Source organism: Chryseobacterium sp. SN22 (assembly GCF_008329705.1).
Taxonomy (GTDB): domain Bacteria; phylum Bacteroidota; class Bacteroidia; order Flavobacteriales; family Weeksellaceae; genus Chryseobacterium.
Genome location: NZ_VTSX01000003.1, coordinates 72,457 through 90,417 on the forward strand (window position 1 = coordinate 72,457; position 17,961 = coordinate 90,417).

Here is a 17,961-nt window from a genome sequence, read left to right on the forward strand (position 1 = left end):
ATAGTTTAAAATTTTAATATTTGAATAACTTCTTTTTTATCAAAATTATTAATCTGGTCTGGAAAGCAGTAAAAAAATTCAAGACAATCAATTTATTTTTTTACGCAAAGCTTGTTATTCCTCATACATAGTGAGAGGAAGCAAAGAAGGGATCAGCAAGCTGATCTGATGAAGCGTATGTATAATCCGTCCGCTTAATCAGCGGCTTTGCCGCTTTACTTGGCTGTCTTAAAAATATGCAGAATGCTTATAAAACTTTGCGTTAATATTGCGAATGATCCTGCATTAATTTGTTTAATATAAGTCTTACTGTTGAGTACTGACAAAAAAATAAAAGAGACGGTCCGGAAACCATCTCTTCTTTATTTCGGATGTCAATGTGAACTTCAAAAACTTCCAGCATACTCTTCCAGCCTATAAATCTGATTCTGCTTCAGGTTGACATCAATTCAAACTCAACTTTTCTATTCATACTTGGAAAAATCAACGGCAAATATACACCGGTTCACCTGGCTTCCATTCTGTGCGCCTGCGTTGGGCTCAAATTCCGTAAGACTCCACAGGTAATTATACTGGGATTCGTGGTAGAGCGATTCCGCTCCGTAGGGCCAGCGGAAACGTACTGTATCGTCAGCGCCATCGGTATAACGGGCCAGTCTTGCATTGGATCCGTAAGAATTGCTCGGGGATCCGGTACAGGAAAGCCAGGTCCGGGTTCCTTTTCTGAATACGCCCTGTATTCCATGCGCATGGTTATCGGTAAAAAGGCTGTTTTTCGGTGCTACCGATACAATTCCGCTATTCTGAAGTGTTCCGTTGGCATCAACAGGAAATCCGAAGACTTTAGGAACGATGGAAGCATCAGCGCTACCTGAATAATATTGTCCGGTCCAAAACTGGGTTCCTTCATCATTGACTTGAATTGTGGAAAAAGGATTGGCATTGTTGATTTTCTGATAGCCCGTCTGAGGCAGGATATACCGGTAATTGAAAGCGAATGAATTACCGTTGGAATCTTTACCGCATTTGTCATTGGTTGTATCGCCTGTGCTTACTTCAATGATTTTATCCAGATCAAATACACGGACCCCTAAATTCGTACTGCTGATATAGATTTTACCTTTAAAATAGGCCATCCCACCGGCATGCACGTTTAGCGGGGCGTATGAACCGTATTGTAAGTAACCTGTCGGGGTTGCCGGAATATCGGGCTGCACCAGCAGAATATGGCGATAGGTAAGATAAGTAGCTGAACCCGGACTGATGTCGATCAGGGTAATTCGCGATCCTTTGTATGCAGCTTCATTTTTGGCATACCAGCTTACCAGAAGATAGCGTACACCATCTTTGCTGAATCCTGCAATTCCCTGCGGTCTCCAGAGCGGTGTTGTTTCATCATCGGTATTCCAGCGGATGCCTCTTACCCTGTTTTCTTCAGGAATATTGAATCCGTAAACTTCCGTATAAGCGCTTCCGCCAATGGCCTGGCGGTTTTTATTGATCTGTGACGGATTTAAAAAACTGAAACCGGAATTGATATAGTTGCTGGTATCTACATAAGCATTAACACTTACGCTTGTATCTACAGATGCTCTGCCGGTATTGTCTTTTAAATACGGTTCTTCTTCTGTTGATGTTAGGGCATTGTTCTGGCACCCGATGCCGGCCAGAGTACACAAAAGCATCCATCCAAGGAATTTTTTCTGAATCATAATTAATAGTTTACACTGTTTTGAATTGGATGCGAAGCTATTGGATTCCTTAATGAACTGGATTGCGTTCCGGTTAATTATCTGTTAAGTTTATGCTGTTGAAAAAGAAATCGAAACAGACCGTTGCTAAATATCTTTCTTAAGACCGGTATTTTTGAAATTAAGATATACTTCAATGCTGCCATTGAAATTTTTTATTTCAAGCCTTTCTTTTACTTTTTGCTTTAAATTATATGAATATTTATAAAAAAACACCCGGGAAGTTTTCCTGGCTTTTAGTAATTGGATAATCAACCTGTTGAAAGGAACAATAAAATTTCATTATCAAGAAAAACAATACCGCCTTAAAACAACTTATTTTTGCTCCTAATTTTGAATATACTTCAATTTCAGTTTTCACATTCCTAATGACATCATATTTTTTATCTTTGATAAAATTGAAAACGGTTATGATTATTTTTATTTAAAAAGTAAACAAACGTATTTCCGAAAATAAAAGTCAGGAAAAATTTTCCGATTAAAATAGATTTCGTCCATAAACAAAAATAAAAAAAACGGAGCCTGAAAATCAAGCTCCGCCTATATATTCCGTTAAAAATTTACTTCCCTAAATAAGATTTCAGAATCTTACTTCTGGTGTTGTGTTTCAATCTCTTAATCGCTTTTTCTTTGATCTGACGAACACGTTCTCTTGTAAGGTCGAAAGTTTCACCGATTTCTTCCAGCGTCATCGGGTGTTTCCCGTTCAGTCCGAAATACAGTCTTACCAGATCCGCTTCTCTTGGCGTCAGGGTATTCAAAGCTCTTTCGATTTCGATCTGAAGGGATTCCAGCATCAAATCTTTATCAGGGCTCGGAGATTCTCCTGAACGCAATACGTCGTAAAGATTGGAATCTTCACCTTCTACCAAAGGCGCATCCATCGACAGGTGTCTTCCGGAGTTTTTCATTGATTCCTTGATGTCTTCTTCACTCATATCGAGAACTTCAGCCAGCTCTTCCGGGGAAGGTGGTCTTTCGTTTTCCTGCTCAAGGTGCGCGTACGCTTTGTTGATCTTGTTGATGGAACCGATTTTGTTCAGCGGTAACCTTACAATTCTCGACTGTTCTGCCAAAGCCTGTAAGATCGACTGACGGATCCACCAAACCGCATAAGAGATAAATTTGAAACCTCTAGTTTCATCATACCTTTTTGCCGCCTTCATAAGTCCTAAATTCCCCTCATTGATCAAATCGGGTAAAGAAAGACCCTGATTTTGGTACTGCTTGGATACGGATACCACGAAACGAAGGTTGGCTTTGATTAGCTTTTCCAGTGCTGCTCTGTCGCCCGCACGGATCCTTTGTGCCAGATCTACCTCTTCGTCCGCAGTAATAAGTTCCACTTTACCAATTTCCTGCAAATACTTGTCTAATGAAGCAGTTTCCCTGTTGGTTACCTGCTTAGTGATTTTTAATTGTCTCATCTATTTTATCCTCAAAAAAGAGTTTCTATATATTATACGTATGAAACATCAGAAAGGTTACAGTAGTTGCAGAAATTTTTTATTGAATTAAACTTATTTCCGGAAATTAGTTGTAAATTATGCCTCTCACGGTACAGAATGCCCGTCTTAGAGGGAGAAACCTAACAGGAAGTCATTCTTTTAGGAGCTGTTTCCCGCTTTCCGTTGCAATCTTTTTTTTCAAAAAGGATTTACACTGCAATCGGGGCTAGGGCAGTGGTGTTTTGATTCTGCTTTAGCCGGGAAGTTCAGGTCAGTCATGAATTCGGCTTCACCGGTGAATGGTGAATTTTCGTGATGTAATGAGAGGCAAATTGACCATTGATCGCTCATCTGCATTGCAAAACTCACCCTTCTAAAAACCACCCCCGTCAAAAATTCTTTTAGAATTTTCGCCACCCCTCCGGGGAGAGGAATTTTAATCCCTTTCATTATAGTAAGTTACTGATTTTAATAAACTCCGGTTTTTTAATCTTTATTTATCACTTAATCAGCATCAAATTCACCATTGACTATTGACCATTAAAAAAAGCGGAACCGAAGCCCCGCCTTATATCATTTAACAGCAAATTCACTATTCATTATTGGCCATTCACTTTTAAAAAAGATCATTCAGCCATTTTGCCAGTCTCAGTCCTCCGTAAAGAAGCTGTCTTTCCATCGTATCGTTGAATTTATACTGGTAATCGTAAGCCAGTTTAGAATCATTCGGCGTCTGGGCGTAGATCTTGTTGGCAATTTTATGGGAGTCATATAACCAGTCTTCCAGCGTTCCGGTCTGGATATGCTTTACTTCCTCGTCGGTTTTGATGTCCAGAAGGTTAGCATATTCCGTATAGCTGTATTTCTGGGAATCTACAAGTTTTCCGTCCCACACCGAATGCAGGTTGGTTTTTTCCCCGAAGTACGTCACATTGATTTTATTTCCGCCCAGATCTTCTGCTCTTCCCACGTGCAGCGGCTGAGCCAGGTCGCCCATGATATGGATCAGGAAAATCAGTGCGATCTTTCGGTCTTTTTCCGGAGTTTTCGGATCTTTGATCTGGCTGGACAGGGTTTTTGCCTGAGTATATAGGCTTGGGCCGGCCTGTGCCTTCAGTTTTTCTTCAAACACTTTGAAATCCGTCTGCGGATCGATGTTCACGTAATGCCAGGCTGAAGCCTGCTTCCAGGCGCCGGTGGTATCGGATTTAATGAAATCCGGCCAATTGGCCCAATACGCAAGGCGTTCCCTTCCCATCATTTTTTTGATTTCCCTTCTTGCCTTTCCGGAAAGGTGGTGCTCTGCAATTTCTGCAATAATCCGGTGTCCCGTAAGTCCCCACGCATAAGAATACAGCGAAGAGGCCATGAAGGCCAGAACCAGAATCTTAGAATACATACTTTTCATTGTAAATAACATTTTCAGGGGGCAAAGATACGGTTAATTTTAAGGTTGCCATCAATCAAGAAAAAGGAGCGGGAAAATTTAATCAAATATTAATTTAAGTCTCAGGCAAAGGTAAAGGTAAAGATAGCGCGAAATACCGATCTTTTTTATCTTCACCCCAAAACTCAGCCTTTATCCCAACCTTATTTTCTTTTTTTCTTCCTTTGCTCATAAATATTTACTATTTTTAATAGAAAATTCATTGGGAAATATTTTTTCAATAATTTGAGATATACTATTTTTACACGTCAAAATCACAGCAAGGACCATGTATGAGAATAATATTGTAGACATGCATTACAATAAACTGCAGACCGATTTCAAAGCAGAAGCGGTAGCAGTAAATCTTTTAAAATACCACAGGGCGGTAAGCAATATTTTTATCGACCGGATCGGGATTAACGACCGGGCTTATCTGAAGGATATCAAAAGCATTTCAAGCGATTATCTGGGATTTGATGAAGAAGTATTCACCATCGAAACTTACCGAGAAGGGATTTACGATTATCTTCCGGAAGGGCTTTTCCATCCGCCGTCATTAGGGGCCTCGCGTAAAAATGTAGATACCGTTGTCCGCGAAATCCGCAGGCAGAAAAAAGTAGAGGAGGATGCCCGGAAATTTTTTAAGCCTTTTGAGCTGGAAATATTCTTTACCGAAATCAATGCTTTGCTGAAGGAATTTGATTTTGACATCTCCAGCGATACCGGTGCATTGCTGGATATCGTGAGCGAATTATGGCCGCTGATCAGAAAGCTTGATATACAAAATGCCTATATTTTTATCTATATCTTACCGTTTTTCCATCAGATCCGGGGCGATAAAAGCTGGTTTGAAAGGTGCATGACCGCTTTTCTCCAGGTTCCCGTGAAAGTTACCTTCGCACCGAATGTGATTGACCGGATAGAGAAGGAAGATAATTCCATGCTGCTGGGGAATTCAAGGCTGGGTGTAACTTATATTCCAAGTGGAAGGCATATGGACGGCCAGCGGAACTGGGTGGTAAACATCGGGCCGATCCCGTATCAGGAGATGGAGAAATATATAGACGGAAGCCCCTTCAGGGAAGTTTTGCAGGCCATGTACGATTATTTCCTGCCTGTAAGCGTTGAAGTGGAGGAACAATTCATTACCGAGAAAAAAGAATATTCTTTTGCGCTGGAAGATGATGAAAGAAATGCAAACAGGCTCGGATACTCTACTTTCCTTTGAAAATTTTAACTATATTTACATTTACCAAGAAAAAATATTAATTCGGAAAATCAGATGGAAGTTTCGTCAGTAAAAGGAATCTTTTTAAGGTATATCATGATGCCTTTGTTTGCAGTGATTATGATGGTAATTTTAGGAGCCATCAGGAGAAATAAGCCTGCTGTAAAGATTAAAACCATAATCATTTACTTTCTGCTGTGCAGTTTATGCCTGGCCATTCCGGGAATCTTCGGCTTCACAGGGAATCTCTTTAACCCGTATTGGTATCTTATTGCACAGATCGTTTACCTTATTTTAGGAATCATTCACGTCAATTTATCAGACCGGTATTTCAAAAAGCACTTTACGTCCACTACAAAAAGTTTTTTATTTGAATCCATCCTCACTTTAACCTGCATAGGTTTCGGAGGCTACCTTTTTTACCTGATCTTTAACTGGATGAGCAAAGGAACCGGATACCCCGTAATGGCAGCGACCAGTATCTTTATTTTCATGGTTCCCCTGGTGTTCCATTACTGTTATGTACAACTGATCAGCATTCCCGTGGATATCTACAAAACCTGGAGATACTCACCGGACCAGAAGCTGCCGGACTTTGAAGGCGCGGATTTCGACCGGCTGATGGTTTTAAATGTTGAACTGAGCAAAAACCTTGAAGAAGCCAACCGTTTCAGAATAAAAGCCAAGACTCTTCCTACTGGGGTAACCTTCGGCGACTGGTTCTACCGGGTGGTTGACGATTATAACCATAAGAATCCGAATTCAGTGATCCATCTGACCGACGAGACACAGGAACCTTTTTACTGGATTTTCTATACCAAAAAGTCTTTTTTCAGCTTCAGGAAATATATTGATTTTGAACAGGATATTACCGAAAACAGAATTCATGAAAATGATGTGGTGATCTGTAAAAGAGTCATTCAGCACGAGGAAGAAGGAGTCAGAAAACCACAGCCGCACACCGTTTAAAAATATTGAATATGATACAGCCTATTAAGCATTTTGCCATCAATTGGGTTGACGGGATGAAAGTTTCCCAGAGACATCTTAACGACCAAGATAATTTTTTAATCGATACCATCAGGGATTCCAATTCATTAGGAATCACGAATTATAATTACGGGCTTTTGCCTATCTCCAGTGAGTTTACCGACCGGACCATTTTCGATGTCCATAATACGGCCACAAACGATGTCCAGCTCGTAATCAAACGCTGTAGTGCCGTCACCATGGCCGGTTACCGGATCGAGCTTATTGACAGAAGAGTGAGCGTAAAATCACTGGCGAAATCCATGAACGAAGAACAGGCCGATGGGGAATATTACATCCTGATCTCTGTAAATCCGTTCGATAAGGTGCCGTTCGGAGATATTGACCCGGAGGAAATTCCGCCGCGCCACCCGAATACCCAATCTAACCACCATCTGGAACTCTTGCCGGTAACTTCGCTGAACAGCAGCTATTCGGGAGGAAATTACCTGATCATCGGAAAAGTAGACCTGAAAGGGAATATCGCGCAGGTAGATTCCAACTTCATTCCGCCGTGTACTTCCATTCAGAGCCACCCGGCACTGCTGGATTATTACAATATCTTTGCGAAATCCGTCGGGAACCTGCAGCAGTACGCTTTCAAGATTATTCAGAAAGCTTCCCATAAAAACCAGAATACAGCTTTGGCCCAGAACGTTAAGTTTTTGTGCAACACCATGATCAATACCTTTGGTGACATGTATTTCCAGTTCCGGAATATTACCCCATATCAGCCGCCGGTATTTTTGATTGAGTTGTTTGCGAAACTGGCGCTCCGCATGTACAATGCCACGCAGGTACTGGTTCCTGCTGAACTCGAAGAAATGCTGAACTACAGTCTGGAATGGAGCGAAATTGCTCCTCATACGCTGTTGAACCAATTATCCATTGTTGCCGAAACGAACTACGACCACCATAACTGCGGGGAACCGTTTATCGACATCCAGCAGATGCTGAAAAGCCTGGAAACGATCTTTGCCAAACTGAGCGAACTGGATTACATCGGCCAGCGGAAAGAAAACATTATTGTCAACGAACAGGAAGTATCCAACAATAATAATCCGAAAAGAGGCTGGAGCGTTCTTGATTAATTCAGAAAACCTATCCAGATATAAATCCCGGAGTTATACTTCCGGGATTTTGTTTTGGGAAAGCGCGAAGACGAAAGAGAATTTTAAGGAATAATGTTTTAAGGTGCGAAGAATTGATTCCGTAAAGTTTTTATGCTTGAATAAAATTAAATCTAATTGTTATATAAGCGCCAGTCTAAATTAAGCTTTAGAATAAGACTATAGTGATCATGCAGATAACGATAAATCTGCATGATCATATTTAAAAATAAAGTTCACGTTGACTATAGTGCTAAAACTTTAATTTTTAAGCAACAGATAAAATAAAGCATTCTTAAATTTTATCAAGATAAAAATCCGTAACATTATGTTTCAATACAATGACAATGAATATCGATAAAATAAAACAGGATACCCGTGGTCTGGAAGACGGCAAAATTTTTCTTAACAATGCCGGATCTTCTTTAATGCCGGATATAGTAACTGATGCAATCGTTGATTATTTAAAGCTGGAAGAACTCTCAGGAGGCTATTACGTGGCCAATGTAAATGCAGATGTACTGGATGAATTTTATGATGAGACTGCAAAACTGATCAATGCCAAACCATTCAATATGGCTTTTGCGACCAGCGCCACCGAGGCATATGCCAAGGCTCTGTCGAGTATTGTTTTTAAAGCAGACGATGTCATCATTACGACGGCAGACGATTATATTTCCAACCAGATTACTTTTATTTCCCTGCAGAAGAAAGTAGGGGTGAAGGTTGTTCGAATGAAGAACCTGCCGGATAACGAACTGGATCTGGAAGACCTGGAGCATCTGATCAGGGAGTACCAGCCGAAGCTCGTTGCCGTCACCCATATTCCTACCAATTCCGGGCTGATCCAGAATGTGGAAGCAGTAGGAAAAATCTGTAGGGAACACAATATTTTATATCTGGTGGATGCCTGCCAGTCCGTAGGGCAGATGGTCGTTGATGTCGAAAAGATCAGCTGTGATTTCCTTACGGCCACCGGAAGAAAGTTTCTGCGCGGGCCGAGGGGAACAGGATTTCTTTATGTTTCAGACCGGATCCTGGAACAGGACTATGCTCCGCTGTTGTTGGATATGAGAGGGGCAGACTGGACGGAATACAATGATTATGAATTATGCAGAACGGCTAAGCGCTTCGAGCATTGGGAGATGTCGTACGCTTCCATGCTGGGTTTAAAGCAGGCAGCAAGATATGCAAACCATATCGGAATGGATGTCATTGAGCAGTATAACCAAAGGTTATCCCAGAAATTAAGGGAAAATCTGAGAGACAGCGGTTTCAGTGTTTGGGACTGGGGAAACCGTCTCAGCAGCATTGTTACTTTTTCCGGTCCCGACGGCGACCTGGAAAAGATCCAGAAGGTCCTGAAAGAAAATCACGTGTACTTTTCAGTAACCTATAGAAATTCTGCACTGATTGATTTTACCAACAAAAATATTAATGGGATTGTACGCCTGTCACCTCATTATTTCAATACGATGGAGGAGATAGAGAAGGTTTCAGAAATGCTGAAAGATAGCTTAGAGTAGGTTAATTATGAAAAAAGCTTAATAAGATCTGGTAGTTTCGAGAGCATCAACTATCAGTCTGCCGTTCCTTTCGATGAGTAAGCAATTTGGATTTAAGCGCAAGTTTTTTCATCCCGTAGGGATCTCACCATAGTATCAGAGGAATGCAAAGATGATCTCCTGTAGATTTCACAGATGATCTTGCGGCTTTAAGTGCATTGACGATCAAATCTTATTTCTTCACCAGTATTTTATCCGTGGCTTTACGGCTCAGGATTTCCTGTTTTCCATCGACTTCAATAGTGACTGACTTGTCGAAGCTTTCAATTTTGAGGATATTGATTTTTTTATTCAGCAGTAAATTTCTTTCCGTCAAATAATTTAAAAAAGCATCATCGGAAAGGGTAACCGAAGTAAAAATAACAGTTTCTCCAACAGTACAATGGCTTAGTTTCTGTAAATCCTGGGCGATGATATTGCCGTCTTTATCCGGAATGGGTTCCCCGTGCGGGTCGAATTTCGGATAGTCGAGAATTTCATCCATTTTGTCGAAGAAAACGGTAGAATGTACATGCTCCAGCTGCTCAGCAATTTCATGAACATTTTCCCAGCCGAAATTCATTTTTTTTACCAGAAACATTTCTGTCAGGCGGTGCTTTCTTACTACCAATGCTGCTTCCCTGCGTCCCTTATCCGTTACTTTCAGAGGCTTGTAGGTTTCGTAGATCACCCAGTTTTTCTCGGCAAACTTCTTCATCATGTTGTTAACACTCGGCATTTTTACGTTTAAAAATTTGCTCAGCTCGTTAATCGTTGCCTTTCCTTCATGGTCCACCACGTGAAACAAAGCCTTCAGATAATTTTCTTCTGTTAATGTTGTCTTCAAAATGTTAGATACTATTCAGGACAAATCTAACAAATTATTGCCAATAAATAAGGATGTTTCGGTTAACTTTTTTTAATTTTACCATATGAAATTCTCATTCAAAAACGACTATTCGGAAGGTTGTCATCCTGACATTTTACAGGCACTATTAGAAAATAACCTCAATCAGCAGGCCGGTTACGGAGAAGATGAATATTCCCGGGAGGCCAAAATTTTAATCAAGGAAAAGATGAAAAGCCCGGATTCCGAGATCTATTTTGTTTCGGGAGGGACCCAGGCCAATCTTATCGTGATTTCTTCGGTTCTAAGGCCGTATCAGTGTGCGGTTTCTGCATCGACGGGGCATATATTAAACAATGAAACCGGTGCAATTGAAGCGACCGGCCATAAAATTCTGAACATTGAAAAGGAGGATGGAAAACTGACTCCTGAAGATATCGTTCCGGTGCTGGAAAGCCACCGCAATGTTCCGCATCAGGTGATGCCGAAGCTGGTGTATATCTCAAATTCTACAGAACTGGGAACCGTTTATACTTTGCAGGAGCTGGAAGATCTCTCTGCATTCTGTAAAAAAAATAGTCTTTATCTGTTTATGGACGGCGCAAGGCTGGGGCATGGGCTTACCTCGGAAATCAGTGATCTGACGCTGGAAAAAGTTGCTGAACTGACCGATATTTTCTATCTGGGAGGAACCAAAAACGGGGCATTGATCGGGGAGGCCATTGTGATCAATAATCCTGAGCTGCAGCAGGATTTCGCATTTAATATCAAACAGAAAGGTGCTTTGCTCGCCAAAGGCAGGCTGTTAGGAATCCAGTTTATGGAACTGATGAAAAACGACCTGTATTTTGATCTGGCAAAACACGCGAATCAGCAGGCGATGAAGATCAAAAATACCATGAAGGAAAGGGGAGTGGAGTTCTTATCTGATACCTATACCAACCAGATTTTCCCGATCCTGAGCCATGAACTGATTGATAAACTGTCGGAAAAATTCGAATTTTATGTGTGGAAAAGGGTAGACGACGGTTTTTCTGCGATCCGCCTTATTACTTCCTGGAATACAGGAGATGAACCGGTAAACGATTTTATAAAAATTATTAAAGAAGAATTATAAAAAAATGCAACCGCGGACGGTTGCATTTTTGTTAATCTAATAAAGATTGTATTATTGCACCTATTTTTATCTCAGAGCGTTGGCAACGGTAGTACAGTCTGCCGTTTTCAGGGTTCTGCCGCCGGTGTATTTTATTTTCTTTTCGTCGGCATATTTGGTGCCGGTCTCTGCGTCTCTTTCACCGATTCCTTCGCTCAGGCCGTCTTTGGTCTGAAGAAAATAGAGGTCGTTTTTATTCCCGCTTTTGCCTTCGGAAGCAAAAGTATAGGTAAGTTTCAGTGTATCTCCGGATTTGAAGCCTGTCAGGTCTCCTTTGTTGCTGTCTTTTTCATTGTTTTTATTCGCCATTTTTCCGGTAAGGGTTCCGAGGTTATCGTCGATGCTTACAAAAACAGTGTCTTTTCCGGTGACGCCTATATAGCAGAACGACTTAGGGCTTAAAGTATCCGTAACTTTATCCGTGGCAGCCGTGGTATCGGCAGAAGCAGGCTCAGCAGCCGGAGCTTCGGGTTTTTTATTGCAATTCAACAGAAATGCAGACACCGTGCTTAACAAGATTAATTTTTTCATATCCTTATTATTTATCAAATTTTGCTGATGCTAAAATAACAATTGTATATTACATGAAAAAAATATTTAACCAGAGAATAAGTTTATTTATCAAGGAATCATCGTCCCGGTTCTAAATTTTTAAATAGCCGCGGAAACCCCGCGCTGCGTAATAGGAATCGGCACCGTTGTGGTAGATGAACACCGTATCGTAACGGCGGTCACCAAAGAGAGCTCCTCCCAGATCACGGATATTCTGAGGCGTTTTTAACCAACTTGACGTTTTGTGGTCGAATTTTCCCATTTCCTGCAGCTTTCTGTATTGTTCTTCAGACAGAAGTTCAATACCCATTTCTGCAGCTTTATCCATAACATTATTTTCCGGTTTATTGGCTGTTCTGGATTCCCAGGCCTGGTAATCGTAGCAAAGGCTCCGACGTTTTGGACTTTCGGGCGAACAGTCAAAGAAGAGATATTCATTTTTATTTTCATCATAATCCATAATATCAGGTTCGCCTTCGGTTTTTTCCATTTCGTAAAGAGACCGGAGATTATCCGAATTTTCTTCCAGTTTTTTCAGAATTTTATCCCAATGCAGATTTTCGTGACGGTTCATGTTTTTGTCGAATCTTGTTTTCAGGACTTTTAACAGTTCATCCGTTTGTTCCTGGGTTAATTTGTTTTTGCTTATATTAATTTTTATCAGATTTAAATTCTAAAAGTTATAAATATAAAAAAATACAGCTTAATTTTGAATGGAAGAAGAAGTCTTGATTTAAGGGCTTTTAAAGCCGTTTAATATCAGTCAGATAGCTAAGGTTCTAGGTTAATTCTGACGCCTGAAAAAGCCTCTAAATCAAGTGGTTGAAATAACAGAAAATTTCCTGTAAAATTTCCTGTTTTCGAATCATTAAAAAATCCTATAATTTATATTATGTTAAATTGGATGTCTTTTTGAAACCACATCCTGAAATTTTTCAACTTCTTATTTATTGGTTAATTTCCCGTGCTGATCATCTTTTAACGGTTAAAATTCGCCGCTCCGTAAAACATTTTGTATTTTTGCTATCCTAATCCTTCCAAATGTCAGTTTTTTCAGAAAATATCAGGCTTTTGCGCGCTACCCTCGGGAAAACCCAGCGCGAATTGTCCCAGCAGATACAGATCACCTCTTCCAGATACAGTTCGTATGAAAACGGAAAGTCAAAGCCTCCTGTCGATGTGCTAATCAGGATTTCCAGAATCTTTAACGTCAGCATCGATCTTTTGCTTTCGGTAGATTTAACGAAACATTCTCTGAAAGATATGCTGAAACTTCCGGATAACCGGATTGTTTTGCCAGTTGTTGTGGATCAGCAAGGCAATGAAAGCATTGAAATTGTTCCGCAGAAAGCTACTATGGGTTATCTTCGCGGTTACAGCGATCCCGATTATATTGAAAGTCTGCAGACGATTTCGCTGCCTTTTCTGAAAAATGGAAAATTCAGGGCTTTCCCTGCGGATGGCGATTCGATGCCGCCGTTCAGGGACGGATCCTATATTATCGGAAAATATATGGAAGGAATCAATGATCTGAAATCAGGCAATACCTACGTTTTCATTACGCTGAATGACGGCATTACCTATAAACGCCTTAGAGCCAAAAATAAAACCTCACTTACGGTAGCCTCAGACAATACGTTTTATAAACCTTACGATATTCCTTTAAATGAAATCGTTGAAGTATGGCAGTATGCCACCGGTATTTTTCCGGAAGATTTTTAACCGTAAAAATTATCTAAAATATAAGCAGCCACAGATCTTTACCGGATTTGTGGCTGTTTATCATATAAATTTAAATAAAATATACTCTACAGGCTGGTTTCAAGCCCTTTAGTATTAACTCCTTCCCTATTTTTATTTTAATTTTCAAAAAAAATTGAAAGATAACTTATTTACAATCATTCTTTAATCTGATGATCTGGACATTGACTTTTCTGATTTAATAATATTTCATTTCCGATAAAATCTTACTTAACATGGATTCACTGGTACAACATTGACTTCCAGGTATTCATATTTCAACGTATTAAGTGCGGATTCTAAAGACAATACAGAAATCAGTGAATCGGATTTTTAAAGATTAAAGAATAGATAAAACTCTTGAGAAGTTCCAATATTTCAAAATCCTGATGATTCCTTATACAAATTGCTGCTCCGGAGCAAAGTCAACAACTAAAAATACCTTTAATACTTAATCTGTTGATTATGATATCAACCGTAAGAACTTCCGGTATCCCGCTTCCTTTTCCAGCCTGTTATTCCTTTAATTCAACAATAAGTACCACAGTTAAAGTGATAAAGATAAATCCGGTAATGAATTCATTAACTTTGTTTAAATAATTCATAAAAAAAAATAAGAAAATGTCTATTACAAACGAACAGGAATTGGCCGGAATGCGGAAAGCCGGTGAAGCAGTCGCCTATGCCTTACGTGAAATGACAAAATATGCCAGACCCGGCATGACAACCAAAGACCTGGATGAATATGGAGCGTCTATTCTTTCAGATTTCGGTGCACGCTCTGCTCCCTATCTTACCTACGGATTTCCCGGCTGGACCTGCATCAGTGTCGGAAATGAATTTTGCCATGGAATCCCTAGTAAATCAAGAGTCTTACAGGAAGGGGACCTGATTAATATTGATGTTTCGGCGGAACTGGAGGGCTTCTGGGCCGACAATGGAAATTCTTTTATTATTGGAGAAGATATTCATAAGCACCGTAAATTGGTAGATGCCTCCAGGGATATCCTGAAGAAAGCCATTGATCATATTAAAGGCGGAGTGAAAATTGCTGACATCGGTGGTCTGATGGAGACTGAGGCGAAAAAAAGAGGATTTAAAGTTATTAAAAATCTAGGCGGCCATGGAATCGGCAGAAGCCTGCATGAAAAGCCGGACGAACTGATGAATTACAGGAACCGTTTTGACGGCAGAAGGTTCAAAAAGAACTCCGTTGTAGCGATTGAAACCTTTATTTCAACGTCATCCAGTATTGCTGTTGATCTGGAAGACGGCTGGACAATGGTCGGGAACAAAGGCGGGTTTATGGCGCAGCACGAACATACGCTTCTTATTACCGACGGAAAACCTGTTATTTTAACCGAAATGAACGGAATATTAAACTGATCTAATAAAAAACAACTTCTCGATTGTATTGGAGAAGTTGTTTTAATAAAGATAGATTGTACGAATATTAATCTTTATAATCGCTGATTCCTTTAAACTGGTGGTAAGAATCTCTGATGTGCTTCAAATGTTCGGAAACAATCGGCAGGCTTTTCTCGCTTAATTTTCCGCTGTCGATGGCATTCTGATAAGCATCAATCGCCGCCTTTTCACCGAAAATGACATTTCCGATGGTTGACTCTTCTCTGTTTCCGAGTGTAAAAGAATTTTTGATATCGATCCATGTCCTGTGTAATGCTCCGGCTACCGATGGCGTATCTTCGGCTTCACCGCCGTCTTGTGTAATAAGATCGATCAGCTCATTTTTCATCACCTTTGTAAGGGAATTCATTTTTGCATATTCCGGTTTTACGTCGGGATAATTTTCCCAGACCTTGCCTTCCACTTTCCCAAAACCTTCAATACGGTCGTTGGTGATGTGAAGCAGATCATTCAAGACGGATATTTCTTCCTGATTTTTCATAAGTAGATATTTTGTGATGTTGGAAATTCTGCAAGAACCATACCTTCATAATAGAAAACTTCTTTTCGTGGTACCTAAAGGCTGCAAATAAAATTTCATTTTCAGTTTACCTGTTAATTGTTTTTCAATTTTAGCTCTAGCTTAATTTAACAAAAACATCACCCGGCATGTGTTCCCAATAGGCAGATCAGAAAAAAGAAAATCGTATTTTTATGTATCTAAATAAATATACTTCATGAATATTCCAGACAGTGATCATCCCCACTCTATTAAAGCCGTCTTTTTTGATATCGACGGCACCCTCATTAGTTTTAAAACCGGAAAAATCCCGGAATCTACACAGAATGCCCTGGAAAAGCTTCGCGAAAAAGGCATTAAAGTTATTGTAGCCACCGGCAGGTCGATCAATTCTCTTAGTCATATCAGTCATCTGGAATTCGATGGTTTTATTACTTTCAACGGAGCCTATTGTGTTACTACTTCCCGCGAACTTATTTCCAGGCATACCATTGATCCTGCGGATATCAAAAGCCTGATCCGATATGCCGGCGAGGTGCCGCTGAGCTATTCGCTGATGTATGAAAATAAAGTGGAGATCAATGATGCGACGCCTGAGGTAGTCGGCATGTATTCCCATATTAACCTTCCCGTTCCACCGATTCACGATAAAGACCAGATTGATGTGGAAAATGTATTGCAGGCCAATATTTTTCTGCGTCCCGAAGCTGAAGAAGAATTTATGCAGAAGGTCATGCCGAACAGTACTTCTTCACGCTGGACGCCGCTTTTTGCAGACGTAAACGGCGGTGGGATTACCAAACAGCTGGGCATTGAAAATTTCTGTAAATATTTCGGGATTGATACGGCCGGTACAATGGCTTTCGGAGACGGAGGCAATGATATTGCCATGCTGAAGTTCGTAAAAATTGGTGTTGCAATGGGAAATGCAAATGATACAGTAAAAGATATTGCCGATTTCGTGACGGACGAAGTGGACGAACACGGTATAGAACAGGCACTTATCCGCTTCGGACTGTTGTAATATTTTTATCTTTTCAGATTAAATAAGTAAGTATTGATTGTTTTGTGGTATTCGTTTTAACATTTTTTTTAAAAAAAGGCACAGTATATGTATACCATAAATCAAATCACTTAAAATCTTTAATTATGAGAAGTATATTATGGTTAGTCGCAGTTATCTGTATAGTAGTGTGGCTTTTAGGAATGTTGGGTATTGTACCTGGAATGGATACAGGATATTTAGTTCACATCTTGTTGGTTATTGCCATTGTTGTGGTTCTTTATAATCTGATCTCAGGCAGAAGGCCCCTTGATTAGACCAATTTATAAGCAAAAAATAAAAGCTGGAAACCGAGTTTCCAGCTTTTTTTATTGTTCACAAAAGCTTTTCACACATATTCATGACATGAGATTTTTAAGAAGAGAATAAAAAATAAATATTTTCCTAGATGTTTCTTATCTGTTGGTTAAGACTTTCGGAATCCAGTGAAGGAGCGGAGTCAAAGCCATATTATTACCTGCGAAAGCTGTTAATTGTGCGCCACCATACATGAAAATCCATGCAGGTCTGTGAAAGATCTATATTCTATTATTTCTTCCCACCAGCAACTCCTAATTTTGCCTTTACCGCAGACGTAATATCTTCACCGCCATCCATATAAGCAATATTGCTTCCCTGGGAGCTGGCCACATCAAATACATAAGCCAGTCCTCTTTCTTTGGCTACAGCGGAAATGGTTGTGGCCACTTTCTGCTGGATCGGGGTAAACAGTTCCGTCTGTTTTTTGCTGATGTCCTGTGCTGCTTTGGTTCTTGCGGTTTCTATATCTTTTCCCAAGGTCTGAAGTTCGGTCTGCGCAGTGGTTAGTTCTTTAATCACCGTTTCCTTATTGGCTTCGCTGATGGTCTTTTCCTTATCCTGTGCCGATTTCAGCTTTGTCTGGTACGTCGTAATCATTTTCTCGATATCACCCTGCTTTGCTTTCGTGAAAGTATCGAGAGACGCTTCCGCCGTTTTGGCTTCAGGAAGATTATTGAATACATCGTCAGAATTTACGTGTCCTATTTTCTGTTGTGCGTGTACAAAATTTGAAGTCAGGAAAAGTCCTGCGGCTAAAGAAAATGTTGTGATTAACTTTTTCATCTTTTTTATTATTTTAAAATTTTTCTGTTTAAAGTGAGCAAATATAATAAATATA

At 40.1% G+C, this 17,961-nt stretch carries 18 protein-coding genes; 9 read left to right on the plus strand and 9 right to left on the minus strand.

From position 1 onward, the window contains the following. Positions 1–464: 464 nt before the first annotated feature. The 4 genes from FY557_RS02505 to FY557_RS02520 form a co-directional block, all read right to left on the minus strand. The gene (locus tag FY557_RS02505) at positions 465–1,712 is read right to left on the minus strand and encodes a hypothetical protein (protein WP_149245717.1); all 1,248 of its coding nucleotides are present in this window, start codon (positions 1,710–1,712) and stop codon (positions 465–467) included. Positions 1,713–2,311: 599 nt separating this feature from the next. Next, a complete protein-coding gene (locus FY557_RS02510; protein ID WP_027385416.1) occupies positions 2,312–3,178 on the minus strand; it encodes an RNA polymerase sigma factor RpoD/SigA in 867 nt (288 codons plus the stop codon). 219 nt (positions 3,179–3,397) lie between these two features. Further along, positions 3,398–3,649: a hypothetical protein gene (locus FY557_RS02515; RefSeq protein WP_149245718.1), complete on the minus strand. Its 252-nt coding sequence runs from the start codon at positions 3,647–3,649 to the stop codon at positions 3,398–3,400. 166 nt (positions 3,650–3,815) lie between these two features. Next, positions 3,816–4,607, minus strand: coding sequence for a S1/P1 nuclease (locus tag FY557_RS02520; protein WP_149245719.1), 792 nt, complete (start codon positions 4,605–4,607; stop codon positions 3,816–3,818). Positions 4,608–4,938: 331 nt separating this feature from the next. On the opposite strand from FY557_RS02520, the gene FY557_RS02525 reads away from it, so the two are divergent. The 4 genes from FY557_RS02525 (at position 4,939) to FY557_RS02540 (ending at position 9,520) form a co-directional block, all read left to right on the plus strand. Further along, a complete protein-coding gene (locus FY557_RS02525; RefSeq protein ID WP_228451676.1) occupies positions 4,939–5,856 on the plus strand; it encodes a type VI secretion system baseplate subunit TssG in 918 nt (305 codons plus the stop codon). Positions 5,857–5,910: 54 nt separating this feature from the next. Continuing rightward, entirely contained in the window at positions 5,911–6,825 is a 915-nt protein-coding gene (locus FY557_RS02530) for a TssN family type VI secretion system protein (protein WP_149245721.1), read from the plus strand. Between the two features lie 11 nt (positions 6,826–6,836). Further along, on the plus strand, positions 6,837–7,976 hold the full coding sequence (locus tag FY557_RS02535; RefSeq protein ID WP_149245722.1) for a hypothetical protein: 1,140 nt from the start codon (positions 6,837–6,839) through the stop codon (positions 7,974–7,976). Positions 7,977–8,341: 365 nt separating this feature from the next. After that, a complete protein-coding gene (locus tag FY557_RS02540; RefSeq protein WP_149245723.1) occupies positions 8,342–9,520 on the plus strand; it encodes an aminotransferase class V-fold PLP-dependent enzyme in 1,179 nt (392 codons plus the stop codon). Positions 9,521–9,731: 211 nt separating this feature from the next. Here FY557_RS02540 and FY557_RS02545 read toward each other — a convergent pair whose 3' ends face one another. After that, positions 9,732–10,385, minus strand: coding sequence for a metal-dependent transcriptional regulator (locus FY557_RS02545; RefSeq protein ID WP_149245724.1), 654 nt, complete (start codon positions 10,383–10,385; stop codon positions 9,732–9,734). A gap of 85 nt (positions 10,386–10,470) precedes the next feature. Here FY557_RS02545 and FY557_RS02550 point away from each other — a divergent pair, with 85 nt between their 5' ends. Further along, complete coding sequence (locus FY557_RS02550; RefSeq protein ID WP_149245725.1) at positions 10,471–11,502, plus strand: threonine aldolase family protein; 1,032 nt, start codon at positions 10,471–10,473, stop codon at positions 11,500–11,502. Positions 11,503–11,568: 66 nt separating this feature from the next. Here FY557_RS02550 and FY557_RS02555 read toward each other — a convergent pair whose 3' ends face one another. Then, the gene (locus tag FY557_RS02555) at positions 11,569–12,072 is read right to left on the minus strand and encodes a hypothetical protein (protein WP_149245726.1); all 504 of its coding nucleotides are present in this window, start codon (positions 12,070–12,072) and stop codon (positions 11,569–11,571) included. 112 nt (positions 12,073–12,184) lie between these two features. Then, on the minus strand, positions 12,185–12,748 hold the full coding sequence (locus FY557_RS02560) for a DUF4256 domain-containing protein (RefSeq protein ID WP_228451688.1): 564 nt from the start codon (positions 12,746–12,748) through the stop codon (positions 12,185–12,187). 386 nt (positions 12,749–13,134) lie between these two features. On the opposite strand from FY557_RS02560, the gene FY557_RS02565 reads away from it, so the two are divergent. Further along, positions 13,135–13,815, plus strand: coding sequence for an XRE family transcriptional regulator (locus FY557_RS02565; RefSeq protein WP_149245728.1), 681 nt, complete (start codon positions 13,135–13,137; stop codon positions 13,813–13,815). Positions 13,816–14,454: 639 nt separating this feature from the next. Beyond that, positions 14,455–15,219 carry a type I methionyl aminopeptidase gene (gene map, locus FY557_RS02570; RefSeq protein WP_149245729.1) on the plus strand — a complete coding sequence of 255 codons (765 nt, stop codon included), beginning with the start codon at positions 14,455–14,457 and terminating at the stop codon, positions 15,217–15,219. A gap of 67 nt (positions 15,220–15,286) precedes the next feature. On the opposite strand, the gene FY557_RS02575 is transcribed toward map, so the two are convergent. After that, positions 15,287–15,742, minus strand: a complete 456-nt coding sequence (locus FY557_RS02575; protein ID WP_149245730.1) for a PA2169 family four-helix-bundle protein — start codon at positions 15,740–15,742, stop codon at positions 15,287–15,289. A 235-nt stretch (positions 15,743–15,977) separates the two neighbouring features. On the opposite strand from FY557_RS02575, the gene FY557_RS02580 reads away from it, so the two are divergent. Further along, a complete protein-coding gene (locus tag FY557_RS02580) occupies positions 15,978–16,784 on the plus strand; it encodes a Cof-type HAD-IIB family hydrolase (RefSeq protein WP_149245731.1) in 807 nt (268 codons plus the stop codon). A 125-nt stretch (positions 16,785–16,909) separates the two neighbouring features. Beyond that, positions 16,910–17,080 (plus strand): lmo0937 family membrane protein, encoded by a 171-nt coding sequence (locus FY557_RS02585; protein WP_146939471.1) that lies wholly within the window; start codon positions 16,910–16,912, stop codon positions 17,078–17,080. A gap of 271 nt (positions 17,081–17,351) precedes the next feature. Here FY557_RS02585 and FY557_RS02590 read toward each other — a convergent pair whose 3' ends face one another. Beyond that, positions 17,352–17,906: an OmpH family outer membrane protein gene (locus tag FY557_RS02590; protein ID WP_149245732.1), complete on the minus strand. Its 555-nt coding sequence runs from the start codon at positions 17,904–17,906 to the stop codon at positions 17,352–17,354. Between the last annotated feature and the right edge of the window lie 55 nt (positions 17,907–17,961).

Bases quoted from the DNA above. Each gene is read 5' to 3' on its own strand.
- FY557_RS02505 (WP_149245717.1), bottom strand. From the start codon at position 1,712: ATGATTCAGAAAAAATTCCTTGGATGGATGCTTTTGTGTACTCTGGCC.
- FY557_RS02510 (WP_027385416.1), bottom strand. From the start codon at position 3,178: ATGAGACAATTAAAAATCACTAAGCAGGTAACCAACAGGGAAACTGCT.
- FY557_RS02515 (WP_149245718.1), bottom strand. From the start codon at position 3,649: ATGAAAGGGATTAAAATTCCTCTCCCCGGAGGGGTGGCGAAAATTCTA.
- FY557_RS02520 (WP_149245719.1), bottom strand. From the start codon at position 4,607: ATGAAAAGTATGTATTCTAAGATTCTGGTTCTGGCCTTCATGGCCTCT.
- FY557_RS02525 (WP_228451676.1), top strand. From the start codon at position 4,939: ATGCATTACAATAAACTGCAGACCGATTTCAAAGCAGAAGCGGTAGCA.
- FY557_RS02530 (WP_149245721.1), top strand. From the start codon at position 5,911: ATGGAAGTTTCGTCAGTAAAAGGAATCTTTTTAAGGTATATCATGATG.
- FY557_RS02535 (WP_149245722.1), top strand. From the start codon at position 6,837: ATGATACAGCCTATTAAGCATTTTGCCATCAATTGGGTTGACGGGATG.
- FY557_RS02540 (WP_149245723.1), top strand. From the start codon at position 8,342: ATGAATATCGATAAAATAAAACAGGATACCCGTGGTCTGGAAGACGGC.
- FY557_RS02550 (WP_149245725.1), top strand. From the start codon at position 10,471: ATGAAATTCTCATTCAAAAACGACTATTCGGAAGGTTGTCATCCTGAC.
- FY557_RS02555 (WP_149245726.1), bottom strand. From the start codon at position 12,072: ATGAAAAAATTAATCTTGTTAAGCACGGTGTCTGCATTTCTGTTGAAT.
- FY557_RS02565 (WP_149245728.1), top strand. From the start codon at position 13,135: ATGTCAGTTTTTTCAGAAAATATCAGGCTTTTGCGCGCTACCCTCGGG.
- map (WP_149245729.1), top strand. From the start codon at position 14,455: ATGTCTATTACAAACGAACAGGAATTGGCCGGAATGCGGAAAGCCGGT.
- FY557_RS02575 (WP_149245730.1), bottom strand. From the start codon at position 15,742: ATGAAAAATCAGGAAGAAATATCCGTCTTGAATGATCTGCTTCACATC.
- FY557_RS02580 (WP_149245731.1), top strand. From the start codon at position 15,978: ATGAATATTCCAGACAGTGATCATCCCCACTCTATTAAAGCCGTCTTT.
- FY557_RS02585 (WP_146939471.1), top strand. From the start codon at position 16,910: ATGAGAAGTATATTATGGTTAGTCGCAGTTATCTGTATAGTAGTGTGG.
- FY557_RS02590 (WP_149245732.1), bottom strand. From the start codon at position 17,906: ATGAAAAAGTTAATCACAACATTTTCTTTAGCCGCAGGACTTTTCCTG.